Annotated in this window: 13 protein-coding genes and 1 pseudogene; 10 read left to right on the top strand and 4 right to left on the bottom strand. The window is 64.2% G+C overall.

Annotated features, from left to right (window positions below):
* Positions 1–54 precede the first annotated feature (54 nt).
* Complete coding sequence (locus X773_RS51810) at positions 55–1,635, bottom strand: 5-guanidino-2-oxopentanoate decarboxylase (protein WP_023676276.1); 1,581 nt, start codon at positions 1,633–1,635, stop codon at positions 55–57.
* Positions 1,632–2,480, bottom strand: a complete 849-nt coding sequence (locus tag X773_RS51805; protein ID WP_031211670.1) for an arginine deiminase family protein — start codon at positions 2,478–2,480, stop codon at positions 1,632–1,634. Before X773_RS51805 ends, X773_RS51810 begins: the two co-directional genes overlap by 4 nt.
* 217 nt (positions 2,481–2,697) lie before the next feature.
* On the opposite strand from X773_RS51805, the gene X773_RS51800 reads away from it, so the two are divergent.
* The 5 genes from X773_RS51800 (at position 2,698) to X773_RS51780 (ending at position 7,172) form a co-directional block, all read left to right on the top strand.
* Positions 2,698–3,507 (top strand): ABC transporter ATP-binding protein, encoded by an 810-nt coding sequence (locus X773_RS51800; protein ID WP_023676274.1) that lies wholly within the window; start codon positions 2,698–2,700, stop codon positions 3,505–3,507.
* Between the two features lie 51 nt (positions 3,508–3,558).
* A complete protein-coding gene (locus X773_RS51795; RefSeq protein WP_023676273.1) occupies positions 3,559–4,353 on the top strand; it encodes a transporter substrate-binding domain-containing protein in 795 nt (264 codons plus the stop codon).
* A 212-nt stretch (positions 4,354–4,565) separates the two neighbouring features.
* Positions 4,566–5,231, top strand: coding sequence for an ABC transporter permease subunit (locus X773_RS51790; RefSeq protein WP_031211669.1), 666 nt, complete (start codon positions 4,566–4,568; stop codon positions 5,229–5,231).
* Positions 5,232–5,245: 14 nt separating this feature from the next.
* Entirely contained in the window at positions 5,246–6,052 is an 807-nt protein-coding gene (locus tag X773_RS51785) for an ABC transporter permease (RefSeq protein WP_023676271.1), read from the top strand.
* A gap of 118 nt (positions 6,053–6,170) precedes the next feature.
* Positions 6,171–7,172 (top strand): Ldh family oxidoreductase, encoded by a 1,002-nt coding sequence (locus X773_RS51780; protein WP_023676270.1) that lies wholly within the window; start codon positions 6,171–6,173, stop codon positions 7,170–7,172.
* 57 nt (positions 7,173–7,229) lie between these two features.
* Here X773_RS51780 and X773_RS51775 read toward each other — a convergent pair whose 3' ends face one another.
* Positions 7,230–7,559, bottom strand: coding sequence for a hypothetical protein (locus X773_RS51775; RefSeq protein ID WP_348625925.1), 330 nt, complete (start codon positions 7,557–7,559; stop codon positions 7,230–7,232).
* Positions 7,560–7,746: 187 nt separating this feature from the next.
* On the opposite strand from X773_RS51775, the gene X773_RS51770 reads away from it, so the two are divergent.
* Entirely contained in the window at positions 7,747–8,721 is a 975-nt protein-coding gene (locus X773_RS51770) for a complex I NDUFA9 subunit family protein (RefSeq protein ID WP_023676268.1), read from the top strand.
* Positions 8,722–8,742: 21 nt separating this feature from the next.
* Here X773_RS51770 and X773_RS51765 read toward each other — a convergent pair.
* Positions 8,743–10,163 (bottom strand): annotated as a pseudogene (locus X773_RS51765) (cytochrome P450).
* A 184-nt stretch (positions 10,164–10,347) separates the two neighbouring features.
* On the opposite strand from X773_RS51765, the gene X773_RS51760 reads away from it, so the two are divergent.
* The 4 genes from X773_RS51760 (at position 10,348) to X773_RS51745 (ending at position 17,423) form a co-directional block, all read left to right on the top strand.
* Positions 10,348–10,917, top strand: a complete 570-nt coding sequence (locus tag X773_RS51760; protein WP_023676267.1) for an NADPH-dependent FMN reductase — start codon at positions 10,348–10,350, stop codon at positions 10,915–10,917.
* A gap of 58 nt (positions 10,918–10,975) precedes the next feature.
* Positions 10,976–13,642 (top strand): caspase family protein, encoded by a 2,667-nt coding sequence (locus X773_RS51755; protein WP_245274680.1) that lies wholly within the window; start codon positions 10,976–10,978, stop codon positions 13,640–13,642.
* A 146-nt stretch (positions 13,643–13,788) separates the two neighbouring features.
* Positions 13,789–16,260, top strand: a complete 2,472-nt coding sequence (gene gyrB, locus X773_RS51750; RefSeq protein WP_023676265.1) for a DNA topoisomerase (ATP-hydrolyzing) subunit B — start codon at positions 13,789–13,791, stop codon at positions 16,258–16,260.
* A gap of 245 nt (positions 16,261–16,505) precedes the next feature.
* Positions 16,506–17,423: a hypothetical protein gene (locus tag X773_RS51745; RefSeq protein ID WP_023676264.1), complete on the top strand. Its 918-nt coding sequence runs from the start codon at positions 16,506–16,508 to the stop codon at positions 17,421–17,423.
* The last annotated feature ends 33 nt before the right edge of the window (positions 17,424–17,456 follow it).

Genomic DNA, 17,456 nt, shown 5'->3' with positions numbered 1-17,456 from the left:
CGACCGCTCCGTCATTGCGCGCCGCCGATGCGGAAGGTCGCGCCTTTCGCGCGATCACTCAACCGAAATCTCGATGACGTAAGGTCGTCCAGTCGCCCGCGCGCGCGCAAGCGCGTCCGCCAAGCCGCCGGTGCCGGAAATCCGCTCGGCGGCAATGCCGTAGGCTTCGGCCAATTTGCAGAAATCCGGCGGTGCCGGGGAGACGCCGACCGGCTCGACGCCGACGTCGAGCATCGAGGTTTCGATCTCGCGGTAGCCACGATTGTTCCAGACTGTGAAGATCACCGGCGCCGCAGCGTCGAGCGCGGCGCCCAGTTCCGGCAGGGTGAACTGGAAGCCGCCGTCGCCGGTGAGGCAAACGACCGGCGCCTCAGGCCTGGCAAGGACGGCACCGATCGCCGCCGGCGGGCCATAGCCGAGCGCGCCGAAGCCGGTGGCCGCGTTGAACCAGCCGCCCGGCCGGTCGTGATCGTAATAGAGGTTGGCGGCGTAGACCGGCTGGGTCGAATCGCCGACGATGATCGCGCCAGGCAGCGCATCGCGGATCGTCTCGACGGCGCGCAGTTGCGCCTGCATGGCCGGGCCAATCTCGGCAAAGGCCGCCTGCCGCGTCGCGGCGGCGCGGGCTGAACCATCATCCAATGGCGTCTCGTGCGTGCCGATTTCGGCAAGCAGCGCCTTGAGCGCCGCTCCGCAATCGGCCTGGATCGAAATCCGCGCAGGCCGGCGGGCAAGCTGGTCGGCGCCGATGTCGATGCGGATCAGGTTGGCGGGCAGGACAAAACCGCCGTCGCCATAGCCATCATAGTCGGTCGGACCGAATTCGGTGCCGGCGGCAATGACCAGGTCGGCATCGGCGATCAGCGCACGCACCGCCTTCAGGCTGGGGCTGGCCGGCACGCCAAGTGGATGACGATAGAGCAGGCCGCGCGCATTAGCGGTCTGGACGACCGGCGCTCCCAGCCTCTCGGCCAGGTGCTGCAACGGCGCTTCGGTGGCCTTGGCGCCGCCACCGGCGAGGATAAGCGGCCGGCTGGCAGACGCGCACAGCCTTGCCGCCTCTGCAATCGCCGCCACATCCGGCCCGGGCGGCGCTGAATTCCGCAGCAGCGGCACGATGCCGTTGGCCGGCATGGTCATGACATCGGTCGGGATCTCAATATGCACCGGACCCGGACGCGAGGATGAGAACAGCGCAAAGGCGCGGGCGAGCACGCCGGGCAGTTCGCCGGCCTCGGTGACACGGTGCGAAAACAGCGCCACCTTCTCCATCATGCCGCGCTGGTCCGGCAGTTCATGCAGATGGCCAAGGCCTTTGCCCAGCGTCGGTGTGGCGTTGACGCCCGAGATTACCAGCATCGGCACCGAATCGGCGCGCGCCTGACCCATGGCGGTGATGGTGTTGGTCAGCCCCGGCCCGGTGATGACGAAGGCGATACCCGGCCTGCCGCTGGCGCGCGCATAGCCGTCAGCCATGAAGCCGGCGCCCTGCTCGTGGCGCGGCGTGACGTGACGGATCTTCGATCGCGCAAGCCCGCGATAGAGCTCGACCGTGTGTACGCCGGGAATGCCGAAGACGGTGTCGACGCCGTGCGCTTCGAGCAAGGTGATGAGCGCTTCGCCGATGGTCGTCATTGTCTTAGCACCGGGCGCGTGAGGCAGGTAGGGCCGCCCTCGCAGGCAATGCACAGCGCATCGGCCTCGAATGTCGAGACCGTACAGCCGGCGGCCTGCATGGCAGCCGCCGTCTTCGGAAAACCGGCAACGGCGATAACCTGGCGCGGCGCGGTCGGCAGCACGTTCAGGCTGAGCCCATTCGAGACGAAGAATTCGTCGGCGTCGCCCTCGACCAGCCGAATGCCGCGTTCGCGCAGCATCTGGTGGAAGGCGACCGGCAGGAGGGGCGCATAGACCAGCGCCAGATCGTCTGCGAGCGGGCTGATCACCGACATCAGATGCAGGCAGGCCTCCTCGCCCTGCCAGAGCGGCAGGTCGAAGCCATAGACCTGGATGCCCTTGGGTGAAAGCAGGTTGGAGAGCTGCTGGATGCCGTGCTGATTGGTGCGCACGCCGCGGCCGACGGCCAGCGTGTTTGCATCCACCCACACGCAGTCGCCGCCCTCGACCTGGCCGGGAGCCTCGATACGGCCGAGGATGGGGATGCCCATGCGCCCGTAGGCTGCCTCGTGCAGGCCGGGCTCTCGCCGGCGCAGCGCCTTGCCCATGGCAAGGATGACCGCGCCATGGTCGGTCATCAGCGACGGATCGTGGGTAAAGACCGAATCGGCAAGCCCGTCATCGGCGTCGCTCAGCCATTCGATATCGGCGCCTGAGACAGAAATCAGCCTGGCCAGTGCATCATGCTGGGCCGCCGCTTTTTGTGGATCGAAGCCGGGGCCATAGTGCCACTCCAGCGCTTCGGCCCGACGCATGGCGCTGGCGGCGGAGCGCATCAGCACGCGCTGCAGCAGCCCGGCCATCGACTGCGACCCGTATGCTTTGCCCACTAAGTTCTCCTGAAACGCGCCCCTCCTGCCAATAGCCACTCGGCAGGCCGTGATCAATGGTCCAAAAACTGCGGTTGACGGAGGCAAGCGGAACGGTCCATCTTGAGAATCGGAACGCTGTCCAGTGACGGGTAATGGGTAAAAAATTCCAGCAAGGACTGCCTCGGCTGCTCCGCGGGGCGCCGCGACGATGACAGCGCCGGCCACCGCCCTGAAGCATACGGCGCAGAACGGCGCTGCCGAAGCCATCCACGTCGAGAACCTGCACAAGAATTTCGGCAAGCTGCATGTATTGAAGGGCGTTTCGCTGTCGGCGCGCGATGGCGAGGTGATCGCCATCATCGGCGGCAGCGGCTCGGGCAAATCGACGCTGCTGCGCTGCATCAACTGCCTGGAGAACCCGACCAGCGGCATCATCCGGGTCAATGGCGAAGAGATAAAGCTGAAGGCCGACAGCTACGGCCACACCGTGCCCGCCGACCGCAAGCAGATCGAACGCATCCGCTCCAAGCTCGGCATGGTCTTCCAGAACTTCAATCTGTGGAGCCACATGACGTTGATCGAGAACGTCATCGAGGTTCCCGTGCATGTGCTCGGCGTCAAGCGCGATGTGGCGATCGGCGAGGCGGAAAAATTGCTCGCCCGCGTCGGCCTGGCCGAAAAACGCGACGTCTATCCCGCCTATCTGTCGGGCGGCCAACAGCAGCGCGCCGCGATTGCCAGGGCGTTGGCCATCAACCCGCGCGTCATGCTGTTCGACGAGCCGACCTCGGCGCTCGATCCGGAGCTGGTCGGCGAGGTGCTGAAGGTGATCGGCGACCTGGCGCGCGAAGGCCGCACTATGGTGCTGGTCACCCATGAGATGAAGTTTGCCCGCGAGGTCGCGACGCATGTCGTCTACCTCCACAACGGGCTGGTCGAGGAAGAAGGGCCGCCGGAACAGATCTTCGGCGCGCCGAAATCCGAAAGGCTGAAGCAGTTCATCCGCAACATCAGTTAAACTGTGGGCGGACGAAAACCGGGAACAACAACAAAACTGGGAGTCATGACGATGAAGATTATTCTCAAGACCTTTGCCGCAGCGCTGCTGCTCGGCGTTGCCGCGATGGGCGTGGCCAAGGCCGATCCGGTCAAGATCGGCGTCGCCGCCGAACCCTATCCGCCCTTCGCCTCGCCGGACGCTTCCGGCAAATGGGTCGGCTGGGAGATCGAATTCATCGATGCCGTCTGCGCCGAGGAGAAGCTCGACTGCGTCATCACCCCCGTCGCCTGGGACGGCATCATTCCGGCGCTGACGACCAAGAAGATCGATCTTATCGCCGCCTCGATGTCGATCACCGCCGAGCGCGAGAAGACGATCGCCTTCTCGGACAAATATTACAACACCCCGACTGCGATCATCGGGCCGAAGGACCAGAAGTTCGGCTCAACACCGGAGGACCTCAAGGGCAAGATCATCGGCGTCCAAGTCTCGACCGTACACGCCGACTACGCCAAGAAGCACTTCGCCGACGCGGCGGAAATCAAGGAATACCAGACCCAGGACGAGGCCAACCAGGATCTTGCCGCCGGCCGGGTCGACGCGGTGCAGGCCGATTCCATTGCCCTCGACGCCTTCCTGAAATCGGACCAGGGCAAGCAATGCTGCGATCTGAAGGGCATGGTTGCGCCGGATCTGGCCATTCTCGGGCCCGGCGTCGGCGCCGGCGTCCGGAAGGAAGACACCGAGTTGAAGGAAAAGATCAACGCCGGCATCAAGGCCATCCGCGCCAATGGCAAATATGACGAGATTTCGAAGAAGTACTTCGACTTTGACATTTACGGCGCCGACACGCAGTCGAACTGACGACCTCATCCATGAGCGATTAACCACGCGGCCCCGATAGAGCCGCGTGGTTAGTCGAAATCCATCGACGAGTGCTTCCGCGGGCGGAGATCGCCGGCGGTTTTAGCGCCAGCAATTCGAGGGCGACGCTGATCGACGCATTTGTTCCGGCTTGGGCCGCCTCTGCCATCGCGCTTCTCTCGCCCGTGCCGCCGGGCTGGGGTGGAACGCTCATCGTCGGGCTGCTCCATACGATCGAGATCGCGGTCGGCGCCACCGGTCTCGGNCTTTTGATCGGCATCGGCGGCGCCTCCGGCAAGCTGTATGGTGGTCCGGTGGTGCGCGATCTCCTGGCAGTCTATACGACCGTCGTGCGCGCCGTGCCGGAGCTGGTGCTGATCCTTCTGCTCTATTACGCCGGCACCGACCTGATCAATCAGATGCTGACGGCAATGGGCTATCAGCGCATGGACATTAGCGGGCTGGCGGCCGGCATTGCCGTGCTCGGCTTCGTCCAGGGCGCCTATTCGACCGAGGTGATCCGCGGCGCGATCCTTGCCATTCCGCAGGGCCAGATCGAAGCCGCGCGCGCCTATGGCATGTCTCCCGGCCTGCTGCTGCGGCGCATCACGCTGCCGGCGATGCTGCCGTTCGCCATACCCGGCCTTGCCAATCTCTGGCTGATCGCCACCAAGGACACCGCCCTGCTGGCGGTCGTCGGCTTTTTCGAGCTGACATTGGCGACACGGCAGGCGGCCGGCGTCACCAAAGCCTATCTGACATTCTTTGTCGCCGCCGGCGCGATCTACCTTCTGTTGACGCTGGTTTCCAACCTGATCATCGGCCGCATCGAGAGCTGGGCCCGCCGCGGCATGCCGTCGCTCAAGGAGGCCCGTTGATGGCTGGCCCGGTGATGACTGGCGAAGCGGCCGTCGAGATAGCCGCACGCGCTTCGCTGTGGCTGAAGCCGCATCGTATCGTGCTGATCCTGATCGCGCTGGGGCTGGTTTTGGCGGCGGCCGTCTTCATGCGCTGGGACTGGCTGCCTAAATATTACGGGATAGGACTGCTCGGCATCTGGCGCGCGCTGTGGATTCTTGCCGTCACTTGCACGCTGGGTTTCCTGCTCGCCGTGCCGCTCGGGCTGGCGCAGGCTGCGGGCTCGTTCTGGTTCGCGGCACCCGCCAAGGTCTTCTGCACCGTCATCAGAGGGACGCCGCTGCTGCTGCAGCTCTGGTTGCTCTATTACGGGCTGGGCTCGCTGTTTCCACAATATCCATGGATTCGCGAGTCTTGGATGTGGCCCTATCTGAGGCAGGCATGGCCCTATGGCGTCCTCGGGCTGACGCTGTCCTTCGCCGGTTATGAGGGCGAGGTGATGCGAGGCGCTTTCGCCGGCGTGCCGAAAGGCCAATTGGAAGCCGCCCGCGCCTTCGGCATGAGCCGCTGGAGGATTTTCCAGCGAATCTGGCTGCCGCAGGCCTTCTACCGCGCGCTGCCGACACTGACGGGCGAAACCGTGCTGCAGCTGAAATCGACGCCGCTGGTGGCGACCATCAGCGTGATCGACATATTCGCCGTCTCTTCAAAGGTGCGTCAGGATACCTACCTCACCTATGAACCCTTGCTGCTCCTGGCGTTGATCTATATGGCGATCACCGGCATCCTCGTCTTCACCCTGGGCAAGATCGAGGCGCGGATTCCGAACAAGGTTGGTTAGGTGAATAGTGAATGGTGAATAGTCAGTAGTGAGTAGCCCGTAGTGTTACCGGCTAAGTCCCACTCACCATTCACTATTCACCATTCACCCATTCCCTCAGATATCCATGGCAATCACAATGCAACTCAGTCTCGACCAGGCGACAGGGCTGTGCCGGATGGCCGCACTTGGCGCCGGCGCCAACGAAGAGGCGGCGCAGTCGCTGGCTGCCTCGATCGTCGCGGCTGAGGCGGAAGGACTGTCGACCGTCGGGCTGTCGCATTTCATCGATTATCTCGAAGCGCTGGAAGCCGGCCGTATCGACGGCAACGCCGATCCGGTGATCACCAGGCCGGCGCTCGCGGTCTATCTTTCCGATGCGCGCGGCGGCTTAGCGCATACCGGTTTCGACCGCACGATCGATGACCTCGCCAAGGCGGCGCGGCTGTTCGGCGTCGCCATCTTTTCGCAGAAGAATGCTTATACGTGCGGCGCGCTCGGCTATTTCACCGGACGGCTGGCCGCGCAGGGATTGGTGTCGTTCGCCGCCACCAACGGCCCGGCCGTGCTTGCCGGCTCGGGCTCGGTCAAGCCGGTCTACTGCACCAACCCGATGTCCTTTGCGGCACCCGCCGCGGACGGGGCGGCGCTGGTCATCGACCAGTCGTCGAGCGCCACCGCCTTCGTCAACATCCGCAAGGCGGCCGAGGACGGCAAGAAGATACCCGAAGGCTGGGCACTGGATGCCAGCGGCAATCCGACCACGGACCCGGCAGCTGCCATGAAGGGCGCCATGCTTGCCTTCGGCGGCCAGCGCGGCGCCAACATCGCGCTGATGGTCGAGGTGCTGGCTGCGGGCCTGTCGGGCGCCAACTGGTCGCTCGATGCGCCATGGTTCAGCGGCGGGCCGGACAGTCCGGGGACCGGCCTGTTCGTGCTTGCCGTCGAGCCCAAGCTGCTCGATCCGGACTTCGAAAAGCGGATGAAGGATCAGCTCGACCGGCTGCGGCGGCGCTATGGCGTGCATGTGCCGGGGCGTGCCCGGGCCGAGGCCGCGGAGAAGGCGGCGGCGCGCGGCATAAGCGCGCCGAAAGCCGTGGTGCAACGCATTTCCGAATTCGCCGCGCGCTATTCGTCCTGAAGAAATTCGTTTGTCCGATGAGCGGCTGACGAGGCCGGCCGATCCGGCAGCGCGAGCCTACTTCCCGCAATGATGATCGTTGATCGCGTTCACCGCATTCGCGTCCGGTCCTACCCTGTTGTAGGAGCAGGGTTCGGCGGCCGTCGTGAGCAGGTGGTTGTCATAGTAGCGCGGGCCACCGAACAGAATGTCGATGATGTCGCCGTTGGCAGGAACGTAGCGTTCGGGTTGCGCTTGGTGGTGATGCCGGTTTGCCGCGAATGCCGAGGCACCCATGCTGCAGCCTGTTGCGAAAGCCAGAGCGAAGATCGCAACGCATTTTGTCGTCATCGGCAATATCCTCCATTCGGAATCAAACCATACATCTAAAATCGCCGGCCGGAACAAAGGTTCCTGTTCCTAATGGCGTTGCCGTAAAGCCGGGCCTCGGCGGCGTTTTCTGCCATTTCGAACGGATCCGGAAAATCATGCTTCAACAGTGCCGGGCGACCTATGGTCGCCCTTTGCCTTTGGCGCGAAACCGACTATGAAACGGCTTCAATCAAGCCATCTGGATAGCCCGCCGGAGCCAGCCATGACCGAAATCCTTCAGACCCCAAAGCTCGTCGTCGTTTTCGGCGGCTCCGGCTTTGTCGGTCGTCATGTCGTGCGGGCGCTGGCCAAGCGCGGCTACCGCATCCGGGTCGCCTGCCGTCGGCCCGATCTCGCCGGCCATTTGCAACCGCTTGGCAATGTCGGGCAGATCCAGCCGGTGCAGGCCAATGTCCGGGTGCGCTGGTCGGTCGACCGCGCCGTGCAAGGCGCCGACCATGTCGTCAATCTGGTGGCGATCGCGCATGAGGCCGGCCGGCAGAAATTTACTGCCGTCCACGAGTTCGGCGCGCGCGCTATTGCCGAAGCGGCGCGCGCCGTCGGCGCCGGCCTCACCCACATCTCGGCTCTGGGAGCGGACCTCCACGCGCAATCGGACTACGCGCGTACCAAGGCGCTCGGCGAAAAGGCCGTTCTTGAGACGGTCCAAGACGCCGTGATCTTGCGGCCATCGATCAATTTCGGGCCGGAGGACGGTTTCTTCAACCGCTTTGCCAACATGGCCCGTTTTTCCCCAGTGCTGCCGCTGATCGGCGGCGGGCAGACGAAATTCCAGCCGGTCTATGTCGGCGACGTCGCCGAAGCGGTGGCGCACTCGGTCGACGGCAAGGTCCAGGGCGGCCGGATCTATGAACTCGGCGGGCCGCAGGTGCTTACCTTCAAGGAATGCATGCAAGAGCTGCTTGTCATCATCGAACGCAAGCGGTTTTTGCTGCCCGTGCCATGGTGGCTGGCGAACCTCCAGGCATCAATTCTCGGGCTGCTGCCCAATCCGTTGTTGACCAAGGACCAGGTCCTGCTGTTGCGCCAGCACAATGTCGTGTCGGATGCCGCCGTCAAGGACAACAGGACGCTCGCCGGCCTCGGTATCCAGCCGCGTTCGATCGGAACCATCCTGCCAAGCTATCTCTGGCGCTACCGCGCCGCCGGCCAGTTCCAACGCAAGTCCGCCGCATAACACGAGCGGACGTGCGGTTGCCTACGAGCCGCGCCGGGTGACCTGCAGCGGCAGGCCGCCTTGCGGCTGCGTCGTCAGCTTCTGCACCGGCCAGGGGCGGGTTTCCGCGGTGGCGTCGAAACGGTAGCGCGACAGCATGATCGCCAACGCGATGATCGCCTCCTGCATGGCGAAGCTGGCGCCGATGCAGACGCGGGGGCCGGCGCCGAACGGCAAATACTGGAAACGATCGATCTTTTCGCGGTTTCCCGGATGGAAGCGTTCCGGCATGAAAGCGTCGGGCCGGTCCCACAATTTCCGATGGCGGTGGACGACCCACGGCATCACCAGCACCGCGGCACGTCGCGGTATGTAGAGGCCGTTCCAGGTTTCGGGCTCGATCGGTTCGCGGTTGATCGACGGCGCCGGCGGATAGAGCCTGAGCGCCTCGTCGAAGGCGGCGCGGGTGAGCGGCATGGCGTCGAGCCATTTCGTCGGGTCGGGCTCACGCGCCAACGCGGCATGGCGTCGAGCCATTTCGTCGGGTCGGGCTCACGCGCCAACACCGCATCGATCTCGTGCTCGATCTTTTCGCGCTCCCACGGCGCTTCGGCAAGGCAGTAGAGCGTCCAGCCGAGCGCCCTGGCCGTAGTCTCGTGGCCGGCACCGATGAAGGTGATGATGTTGTCCTCGACCTCGGCCCGGGTCAGCCCGCCCGGTCCCTCCGCCTTCAACAGCAGCGTGAGAAAATCCTGCGGCACGGTGTCCGGAGCGCGCCTCAGCCGCGCCTCGCGCATCTGCACCGTGTCGGTGACGATCTTGCGGAAGTAGGCCATGGTCTTGCGGCCGCGGATGCGGGTCAGGCGCGGCAGCCAGTCGGGCGCACGCAAAAGGTCGAGCGGATCGACCCGGCCCATGGTCTCGAACAGGCGGTCGATCTCCTTGGCGAAGCTACCGGGCTCGCCCGATATCTCGCCCGAAAACAGTGTCTCGGCCAGGATGTCGAAGGTGAGCAGCGTCATGTCGTGGGCGATGTCCGACGTGCCACCTTGCTCGTAACGGGTGACGAATTCGAGCGTGCGTTTCAGCATCGGCTCGGCGAAGCCGAAGATGTGGCGCGGCGTGAACACCGGCGCCATCGCCTTGCGCGAACGCCGCCACACTTCGCCTTCGGCGGTAAGCAGGCCGTCGCGCAGGATTGGCCGCAATATCTTCTGACGCACCGTCGCCATCTTGTAGTTCTTGGCGTTATCGACGAGCACATGGCGGATGAGGCCGGGATCGTTGGCGATGACTAGCGGCCCGCCGACGCCGGTCACCGAAATCCAGGGCTCGTTATAGGTCGGCTCGCCCCACAGTTCGAGCGGATTGCGGTAGACGATGCGGATCATCTCCAGCGTCGAGGGCGGCGCTGTGCGCGGCTTCGGCGCCGGCGGGACGAAGGGAACGGGCTGACTGTCCATGGCTTGCTCCGCTGACACCTCAATGTAGTGGCGGGCAAGGCAGGCGTCCATGTGACCGGACGACAAGGCGAAGCATCCGCTCTCTGGAATGTGACCGGGGCACCGGAAAGTGCCTGCTTGCTGTGTCCGGCTGCGTGTCTTAGGTGGCAGCACCACAGATGCCACTAACCGGCGGGAGCCTGCCTTGAAGCACCAGTTGAACGTCATCATCGGCAGCACGCGGCCGGGCCGCGCCGGGCCGGTTTTCGCAAATTGGCTGGAGAGCTTTGCGCGCGAGCACGGCAAATTCGAGCCGGTGCTCACCGACATCGCGGCCTTCAACCTGCCGGTGCTGGACGAGCCGCATCATCCGAGACTGGGCAAATACGAAAACAGCCACACGAAAGCCTGGTCGAAGGCAATCGACGCCGCCGACGCATTCGTCTTCGTGGCGCCGGAATACAATTATTTCGCCGCCCCCGCGATCGTCAACGCGGTCGACTACCTGCTCAGGGAATGGCGATACAAGCCGGCCGCCATCCTCAGCTACGGCGGTGTCTCCGGCGGCCTGCGGGCGGCGCAGGCGGTCAAACCGTTGCTGACCTCCGTCGGCGTCATGCCGATCCCGGAAGGCGTGGCGCTGCCGATGTACCAGAAGCTGCTCGACGAGACCGGCGCCTTCTTGCCCAGCGAGCAGGTGCTCGGCGGGGCCAGGACCATGCTGGACGAGTTGTTCCGCTGGAGCGAAGCGCTGAAGCCGATGCGGGTCGGCTGACAACGCGAACGGCCGAGCTTGCCGATGCCGTAACTTGCTCATGCCATAAAGAGATGGAATGCTCCGGCAAATGACCGGGCCGGGGCGGTTCGATTTGCGTTTTCTGTTTGCCTTGCTGCTGATCCTCTCGACGGCCTCCGCTGCCGTGGCGGAGCGGCGCGTTGCGCTGGTCATCGCCGAGAACGACTATCGGCTGATCCGGCCGCTCGCCAATCCCGTCAATGACGGTGAGGTCATGGAGACGGTGCTGAGGAAGCTTGGTTTCGAGGTCTTCCTCGAAACCAACCGCGACCTGCGGCGCATGCGCCGGGCGCTCGACGATTTCCGCGAGGATGCCAAAGGCGCCGACGTGGCGCTGGTGTTCTTCTCCGGCCACGGCGTCGAGATCGCCGGCGAGAATCGGCTCCTGCCGGTCGATGCAGACGCGTCGTCGCTCGCTACGCTGGAAAGGACCAGCCTGCCGCTGGAGGAGATCCGCGCGACCGTCGCCGCCACCAGCAAGGTCGGACTGATCGTGCTCGACGCCTGCCGTAGCGATCCGTTCGCGGCTACGGGCGGCGAAGGCCGCGGCGCGACGGCGCTGGCAAAAGACGTCAGCGACAAGGTCCGGCCGGGCCTTGGCCGCATCGGGCGGGCAGAAAACATCCTGTTTGCCTTTTCGGCGGCGCCCGGCGAGACCGCCGCGGATGGGACGGGCCAGAATTCGCCGTTTACCGCGGCGCTGACGAAATACCTCGGCACCGAAGGTCTCGAGATCCGCTCCGTGCTGACGCTCGTGCAGCAGGAGGTCTACGACCTCTCGCGCGGTAAGCAATTGCCCTATGTCGAGAGCGGCCTGCCGCAGCTGTTCTTTGCCGCCTCGGCCAAGGAGAAATTGCCGGAGCGCGAACGCTTGTTGCTGGCCATGGCCGAGGTGACGCCCGCGATGCGCGGCGAGGTGGAAAAGATCGCCAGCGACGCCGATATGCCGCTGGCGCCGCTCTATGGCGCGTTGATCAGTTCCGATGCCGGCCATCTCTCCGCAGACAGTCTGAACACCAGGCTGCGTGAGGCAGCCGACGCCTTCGTCAAGGTGCGGAGCGAAATGCAGACGCTTGGATCCGACGATCTGCGGGTGGCAGCGTTGCGCCGGCAGGCCGAAGAGCAGCTTTCGCTGGGAGCGTTCGATGCCGCGCGTAAAAAGCTCGCCGAGGCAGCCGAGATCGACAATGTCTCGCGCAACGCGCTGAAGGCCAATTTCGTCAGCCGCACGCTCTCCGAAGCCGCGACGCGCTATCTGTCCGGCGGGGCCGCGCGCGCCGACCTCGACTACGCCACAGCCATCAGGGACTATGAGTCCGTGCTCGCGCTTTATGACGAAGCCGGACAGGTGGTGCTGTCGCTCGACGACGCCGACCGCTTGATTCGCACGCTGGACGAGCTCGGCAAGCTCTATACCACGGTCGGCAATATCGATGCGGCTGGCCGTGCCTTCGAGGCGCTGCAAGCCGATCTCGAGCGGCGGTCGCATCATGAAACCGATCCCAACGTGAAGCGCGACTTCGCCGTCAGCCACGTCAAGCTCGGCAACGTGCGGATGGCGCAAGGCAATCTGCCGTCAGCGCTGCAGAATTATGAGACCGCCAAGACCATTCTGCAGGGCCTGACCGAGGCAGAACCGGACAATCTGGAGTGGTTCGGCGACCTCGCCATGGCCGACGACAAGATCGGCAACGTATTGGCGACGCAAGGCGATCTGGCCGGCGCCGCAGAGGTCTACCAGGAAAGCCTGTCGATCAAGAAGCAGCTCGCCGCCGGAGAGCCCGACCGTGCCGAACTGCAGCGCGACCTGACCATCACCTACGATGAGATCGGTCACCTTGCCCATATCGCAGGCCAACTGGACAACGCACAGGCGGCCTATGAAGAGAGCCTGAAGGTGCGGCTGGCGCTGGCGGCGGACAAACCGGGAGACGCCGACCGGCAGCGTGACGTCTCGGTCAGCCACGATACGATAGGCGACCTGCTGCGCGAACGCGGCGACGCCGCCGGGGCGCTGGCGGCCTACAAGGAAGGTCTGGCGATCGTCAAACAACTGGCGAAACGCGATCCGGACGACACCGAGTTGAAGCGCGACCTGTCGGTCGGCAACGCCAAGATCGGCAATGCGCTGAACGACCAGCAGAATTGGCCGGCGGCACTTTCGGCTTATCGTGAGGCACTTTCGCAGGCCAGCGCGCTCGCCGCCGGCGACCCGAACAACACCGAATGGCAGCGCGACCTGTCCGTGTGCATCGAGAAAGTCGCCGGCGTCCTGGCGATACAGGGCGACCACAAAGGCGCGCTGAAAGCCTATCTGGACAGCTACGCGATTGCGCAGAGGCTGGCCAAGCTCGATCCCGCCAATTCCGACTGGCAGCGGGACTTGTCGATAACGCTGTCCGAAGTCGCCACGCTGCGCCTCAGGCAGCGCGACGTCAGGGGCGCCCGGCAAGCCCTTCAGGACAGCCTGGCCATTCGCGAGAAACTTTCCCGGTCCGATCCGGACAACGCCACCTGGCAGCGCGACCTGGTGGTCGCCTATATCGACTACGCCCAAGTCGCAAAGGACCCGAAGGCTGTGCTTTCCAAGGCGCTCGACATGACGCTCGAGCTCGACCGGAGCGGGCGGTTGGCACCGCGCCACAAGTTCATGATCAAGTTTTTACGTGAGCGGCTGGCCAGGATCGAAGCCAGGCGCCGGTAGCCGGCTCACGCGATGGTCATTCCGTTCCGAAATGCCTGCAAACCTTGGAAAAACCGCCTTTTGCGCCTATATCTACGACATTAGAAATGCGCGATTCGAAGCCGATTTTTCGCGCTCTGCCCACGGCATCAATCAGACAGGTTTTCATGAGCGACCAGACCGACATCGCCAACGGCGTTGAAGCCGAATACGGCGCCGATTCCATCAAGGTTTTGAAGGGCTTGGATGCCGTTCGCAAGCGGCCGGGCATGTATATCGGCGATACCGACGACGGCTCGGGCCTGCACCACATGGTCTATGAAGTCGTCGACAACGCCATCGACGAAGCACTGGCCGGCCATGCCGACCTGGTGACGGTGACGCTCAATCCGGACGGATCGGTGACGGTCATCGACAATGGCCGCGGCATTCCGACCGATATCCACACCGGCGAAGGCATTTCGGCGGCCGAAGTGATCATGACGCAGCTGCATGCCGGCGGCAAGTTCGACCAGAACTCCTACAAGGTGTCAGGCGGCCTGCACGGCGTCGGCGTGTCGGTCGTCAACGCCCTGTCGGCCTGGCTGAAACTGAAGATCCGCCGCAACGGCCATATCTACGAGATGAGTTTCACGCATGGCAATGCCGACGCGCCGCTGCGCATCACCGGCAGTTATGAACAAGACAAGGTCCCCGGCACCTATGAAGGGCGCAGCGGCAGCGAAATCACGTTTTTGCCGTCGTCCGAGACTTTCACCATGGTCGAATTCGACTACGGTACGCTGGAGCATCGGCTGCGCGAACTTGCCTTCCTGAACTCCGGCGTGCGCATCGTTTTGACCGATTCCCGCCATGCCGACATCGTGCGCCATGAATTGCACTACGATGGCGGGCTGGAAGAGTTCGTCCGATATCTCGACCGGACGAAGAAGCCGTTGCTCGACAAGCCGATCTCGATCCGCGCCGAGCGCGACGGCATCACGGTCGAAGTCGCCATGTGGTGGAACGACAGCTACCATGAGAACGTGCTGGCCTTCACCAACAACATCCCGCAACGCGACGGCGGCACGCATCTGGCAGGCTTCCGCGGTGCGCTGACGCGCCAGATAACCGGCTATGGCGACTCCTCGGGCCTGACCAAGAAGGAAAAAGTGGCGCTGATCGGCGATGATTGCCGCGAAGGGCTGACCGCGGTGCTGTCGGTCAAGGTTCCCGACCCGAAATTCTCCTCGCAGACCAAGGACAAGCTGGTGTCATCCGAGGTCCGCCCGGTGGTCGAAGGGCTTGTCAACGAAGCGCTCGGCACCTGGCTCGAGGAGCACCCGACCGAGGGCAAGGCGGTCATCGAGAAGGTCATCCAGGCCGCTGCCGCGCGCGAAGCCGCGCGCAAGGCACGCGACATCACCCGCAAGAGTTCGCTCGGCGTTACCTCGCTGCCCGGCAAGCTGGCCGATTGCCAGGAGCGCGATCCGGCGAAATCCGAGATCTTTATCGTCGAGGGCGACAGCGCCGGCGGCTCGGCCAAGGGCGGCCGTTCGCGCCAGAACCAGGCCATTCTTCCGCTGCGCGGCAAGATCCTCAATGTCGAGCGCGCCCGCTTCGACCGCATGCTCGGCTCCGACATGATCGGCACGCTGATCACCGCGCTCGGCACCTCGATCGGCAAGGACGAGTTCAACGCCGACAAGCTGCGCTACCACAAGATCATCCTGATGACCGACGCCGATGTCGACGGCGCCCACATCCGCACCTTGCTGCTGACCTTCTTCTTCCGCCAGATGCCGGAACTGATCGAACGCGGTCATCTCTACATCGCGCAGCCGCCGCTCTACAAGGTGACGCGCGGGAAGAGCTCGCAATACATCAAGGACGAAGCCGCCTTCGAGGAATTCCTGATCGGCTCCGGGCTGGAAGAAGCGTCGCTTGCGCTCAGCACAGGCGAGGTGCGGGCCGGGCAGGACCTGCGCAGTGCCATCGACGACGCCTTGGCTGTCCGCCAGCTCATCAACGGATTGCACACGCGCTATAACAGAGGCGTGGTCGAGCAGGCAGCGATTGCCGGCGCGCTCAACCCGGAGATCTTCACCGACCTCCGCCGCGCCAACGAGACGGCCGAGCGTGTTGCCCGTCGTCTCGACATTATCGCCGAGGATACCGAGCGCGGCTGGATCGGCCGCATGTCGACCTCGAACGAGGGCATTGGCGGCTATGTCTTCGAGCGAACGGTGCGCAGCGTCAAGGAGTTCGCGCATCTCGACCTGGCGCTGATCAATTCCGCCGACGCACGCCAGCTCGACCGCTATGCGCCGCGCCTGGCGGAAATCTACAGCGAGCCGCCGGTGCTGCGCCGCAAGGATGTCTCGGAAACCATTTCGGGGCCGCTGGCACTGCTCAACGCCGTGTTTGCCACCGGCCGCAAGGGCCTGACCATGCAGCGCTACAAGGGCCTTGGCGAAATGAACGCCGAGCAGCTCTGGGAAACGACGCTCGACCCGAATGTGCGCTCGCTGTTACAGGTCAAGGTTAATGACGCGACTGATGCGGACAGCTTGTTTTCACGGCTGATGGGCGACGAGGTCGAGCCAAGGCGCGAATTCATCCAGGAAAACGCGCTGTCGGTTGCCAATCTGGACATCTGAGCCGCCATCCAGATACCCAGCCAGCAGGCATGAAGTGTATTGGTGCGCCTTGGCGCACCAATACGACTGCTGCAACGCAACAAAGATCACCAGGACCGCCGGAACGGAAAGGCTTTCAAGGCATTGTAGTTGATCACAATCGCCGCAGGAGGCATCCATGGGACGTGGCATTTTGCTCTGGCTTCTCGGAGTCCCAATTCCGATCATTATTCTGATCATGCTGTTCGCACGGTAGGGAGGCTTCGATGCAGTCCACCGTAACAGCTGTCGACGTTTCCGCCCCGACGGAATCCGCTTCCACTGCTGTCAGCTGGGGGCCAATCGTCGCCGGCGCCTTTGCTGCGTCAACGCTTACCTTCATCTTGATGCTGCTCGGCTCCGGGCTTGGGCTGAGCATGGTGTCGCCATGGTCCGGCTCGGGTGCGTCAGTCACCACTTTCGCCGTTTCCACCGCCGTCTGGCTGATCGTCGTGCAGTGGCTGTCGTCGGCCCTGGGCGGCTACCTCGCCGGACGCCTGCGCACCAAATGGGTCGGCATCCACACCGATGAAGTCTTCTTCCGCGATACCGCTCACGGCTTCCTGGCCTGGGCGCTGGCGACGCTGCTCGTCGCCGGCGTGCTCGGCACGGCGCTTTCGGCCGCGATAGGTACCGGTGTCCAGGCTGCTTCGACTGTGGCATCGGGCGCGGCAATGGGCGCTTCGGCAGGTGCTGCTGCAAACGCGGGTAGCGCCTCGACTGACAACGCCACATCGTATTTCGTCGATACGCTGTTCCGCCCGGCCGATCCGGCAAGGCTCGCTGCCGCCAATCCGGAGAGCGACGCTGCGGCAACGGCGCAGGCATCGCGCATTCTAATCGCGAGTGCCACAGCAGGCGAAATATCGGCCGACGACAAGACCTATCTGTCGCGGCTGGTGGCCGCCCGCACAGGCCTGTCCGAAGCGGATGCCACCGCTCGCGTCGATACGGTAATCGCCAGAGCGCAGGACGCCAAGGTCAAGGCCCAGCAGGCGGCCGACACCGCCAGAAAGGCAGGCGCCACCTTCTCGCTGATTGGCGCGCTGTCGCTGGTCGTCGGGGCCTTCATTGCCAGCGCGGCTGCAGCACTTGGCGGCAGGCAGCGCGACGACGAGGAAGCGATTTTCCTGACCAATCGTTGATCGGTGACTAAGTGAACTCGGTCCGCTTCGGGA

This window comes from Mesorhizobium sp. LSJC280B00 (assembly GCF_000502835.1).
Lineage (GTDB): Bacteria > Pseudomonadota > Alphaproteobacteria > Rhizobiales > Rhizobiaceae > Mesorhizobium.
This window is presented reverse-complemented; position numbering and strand designations above follow the sequence as displayed.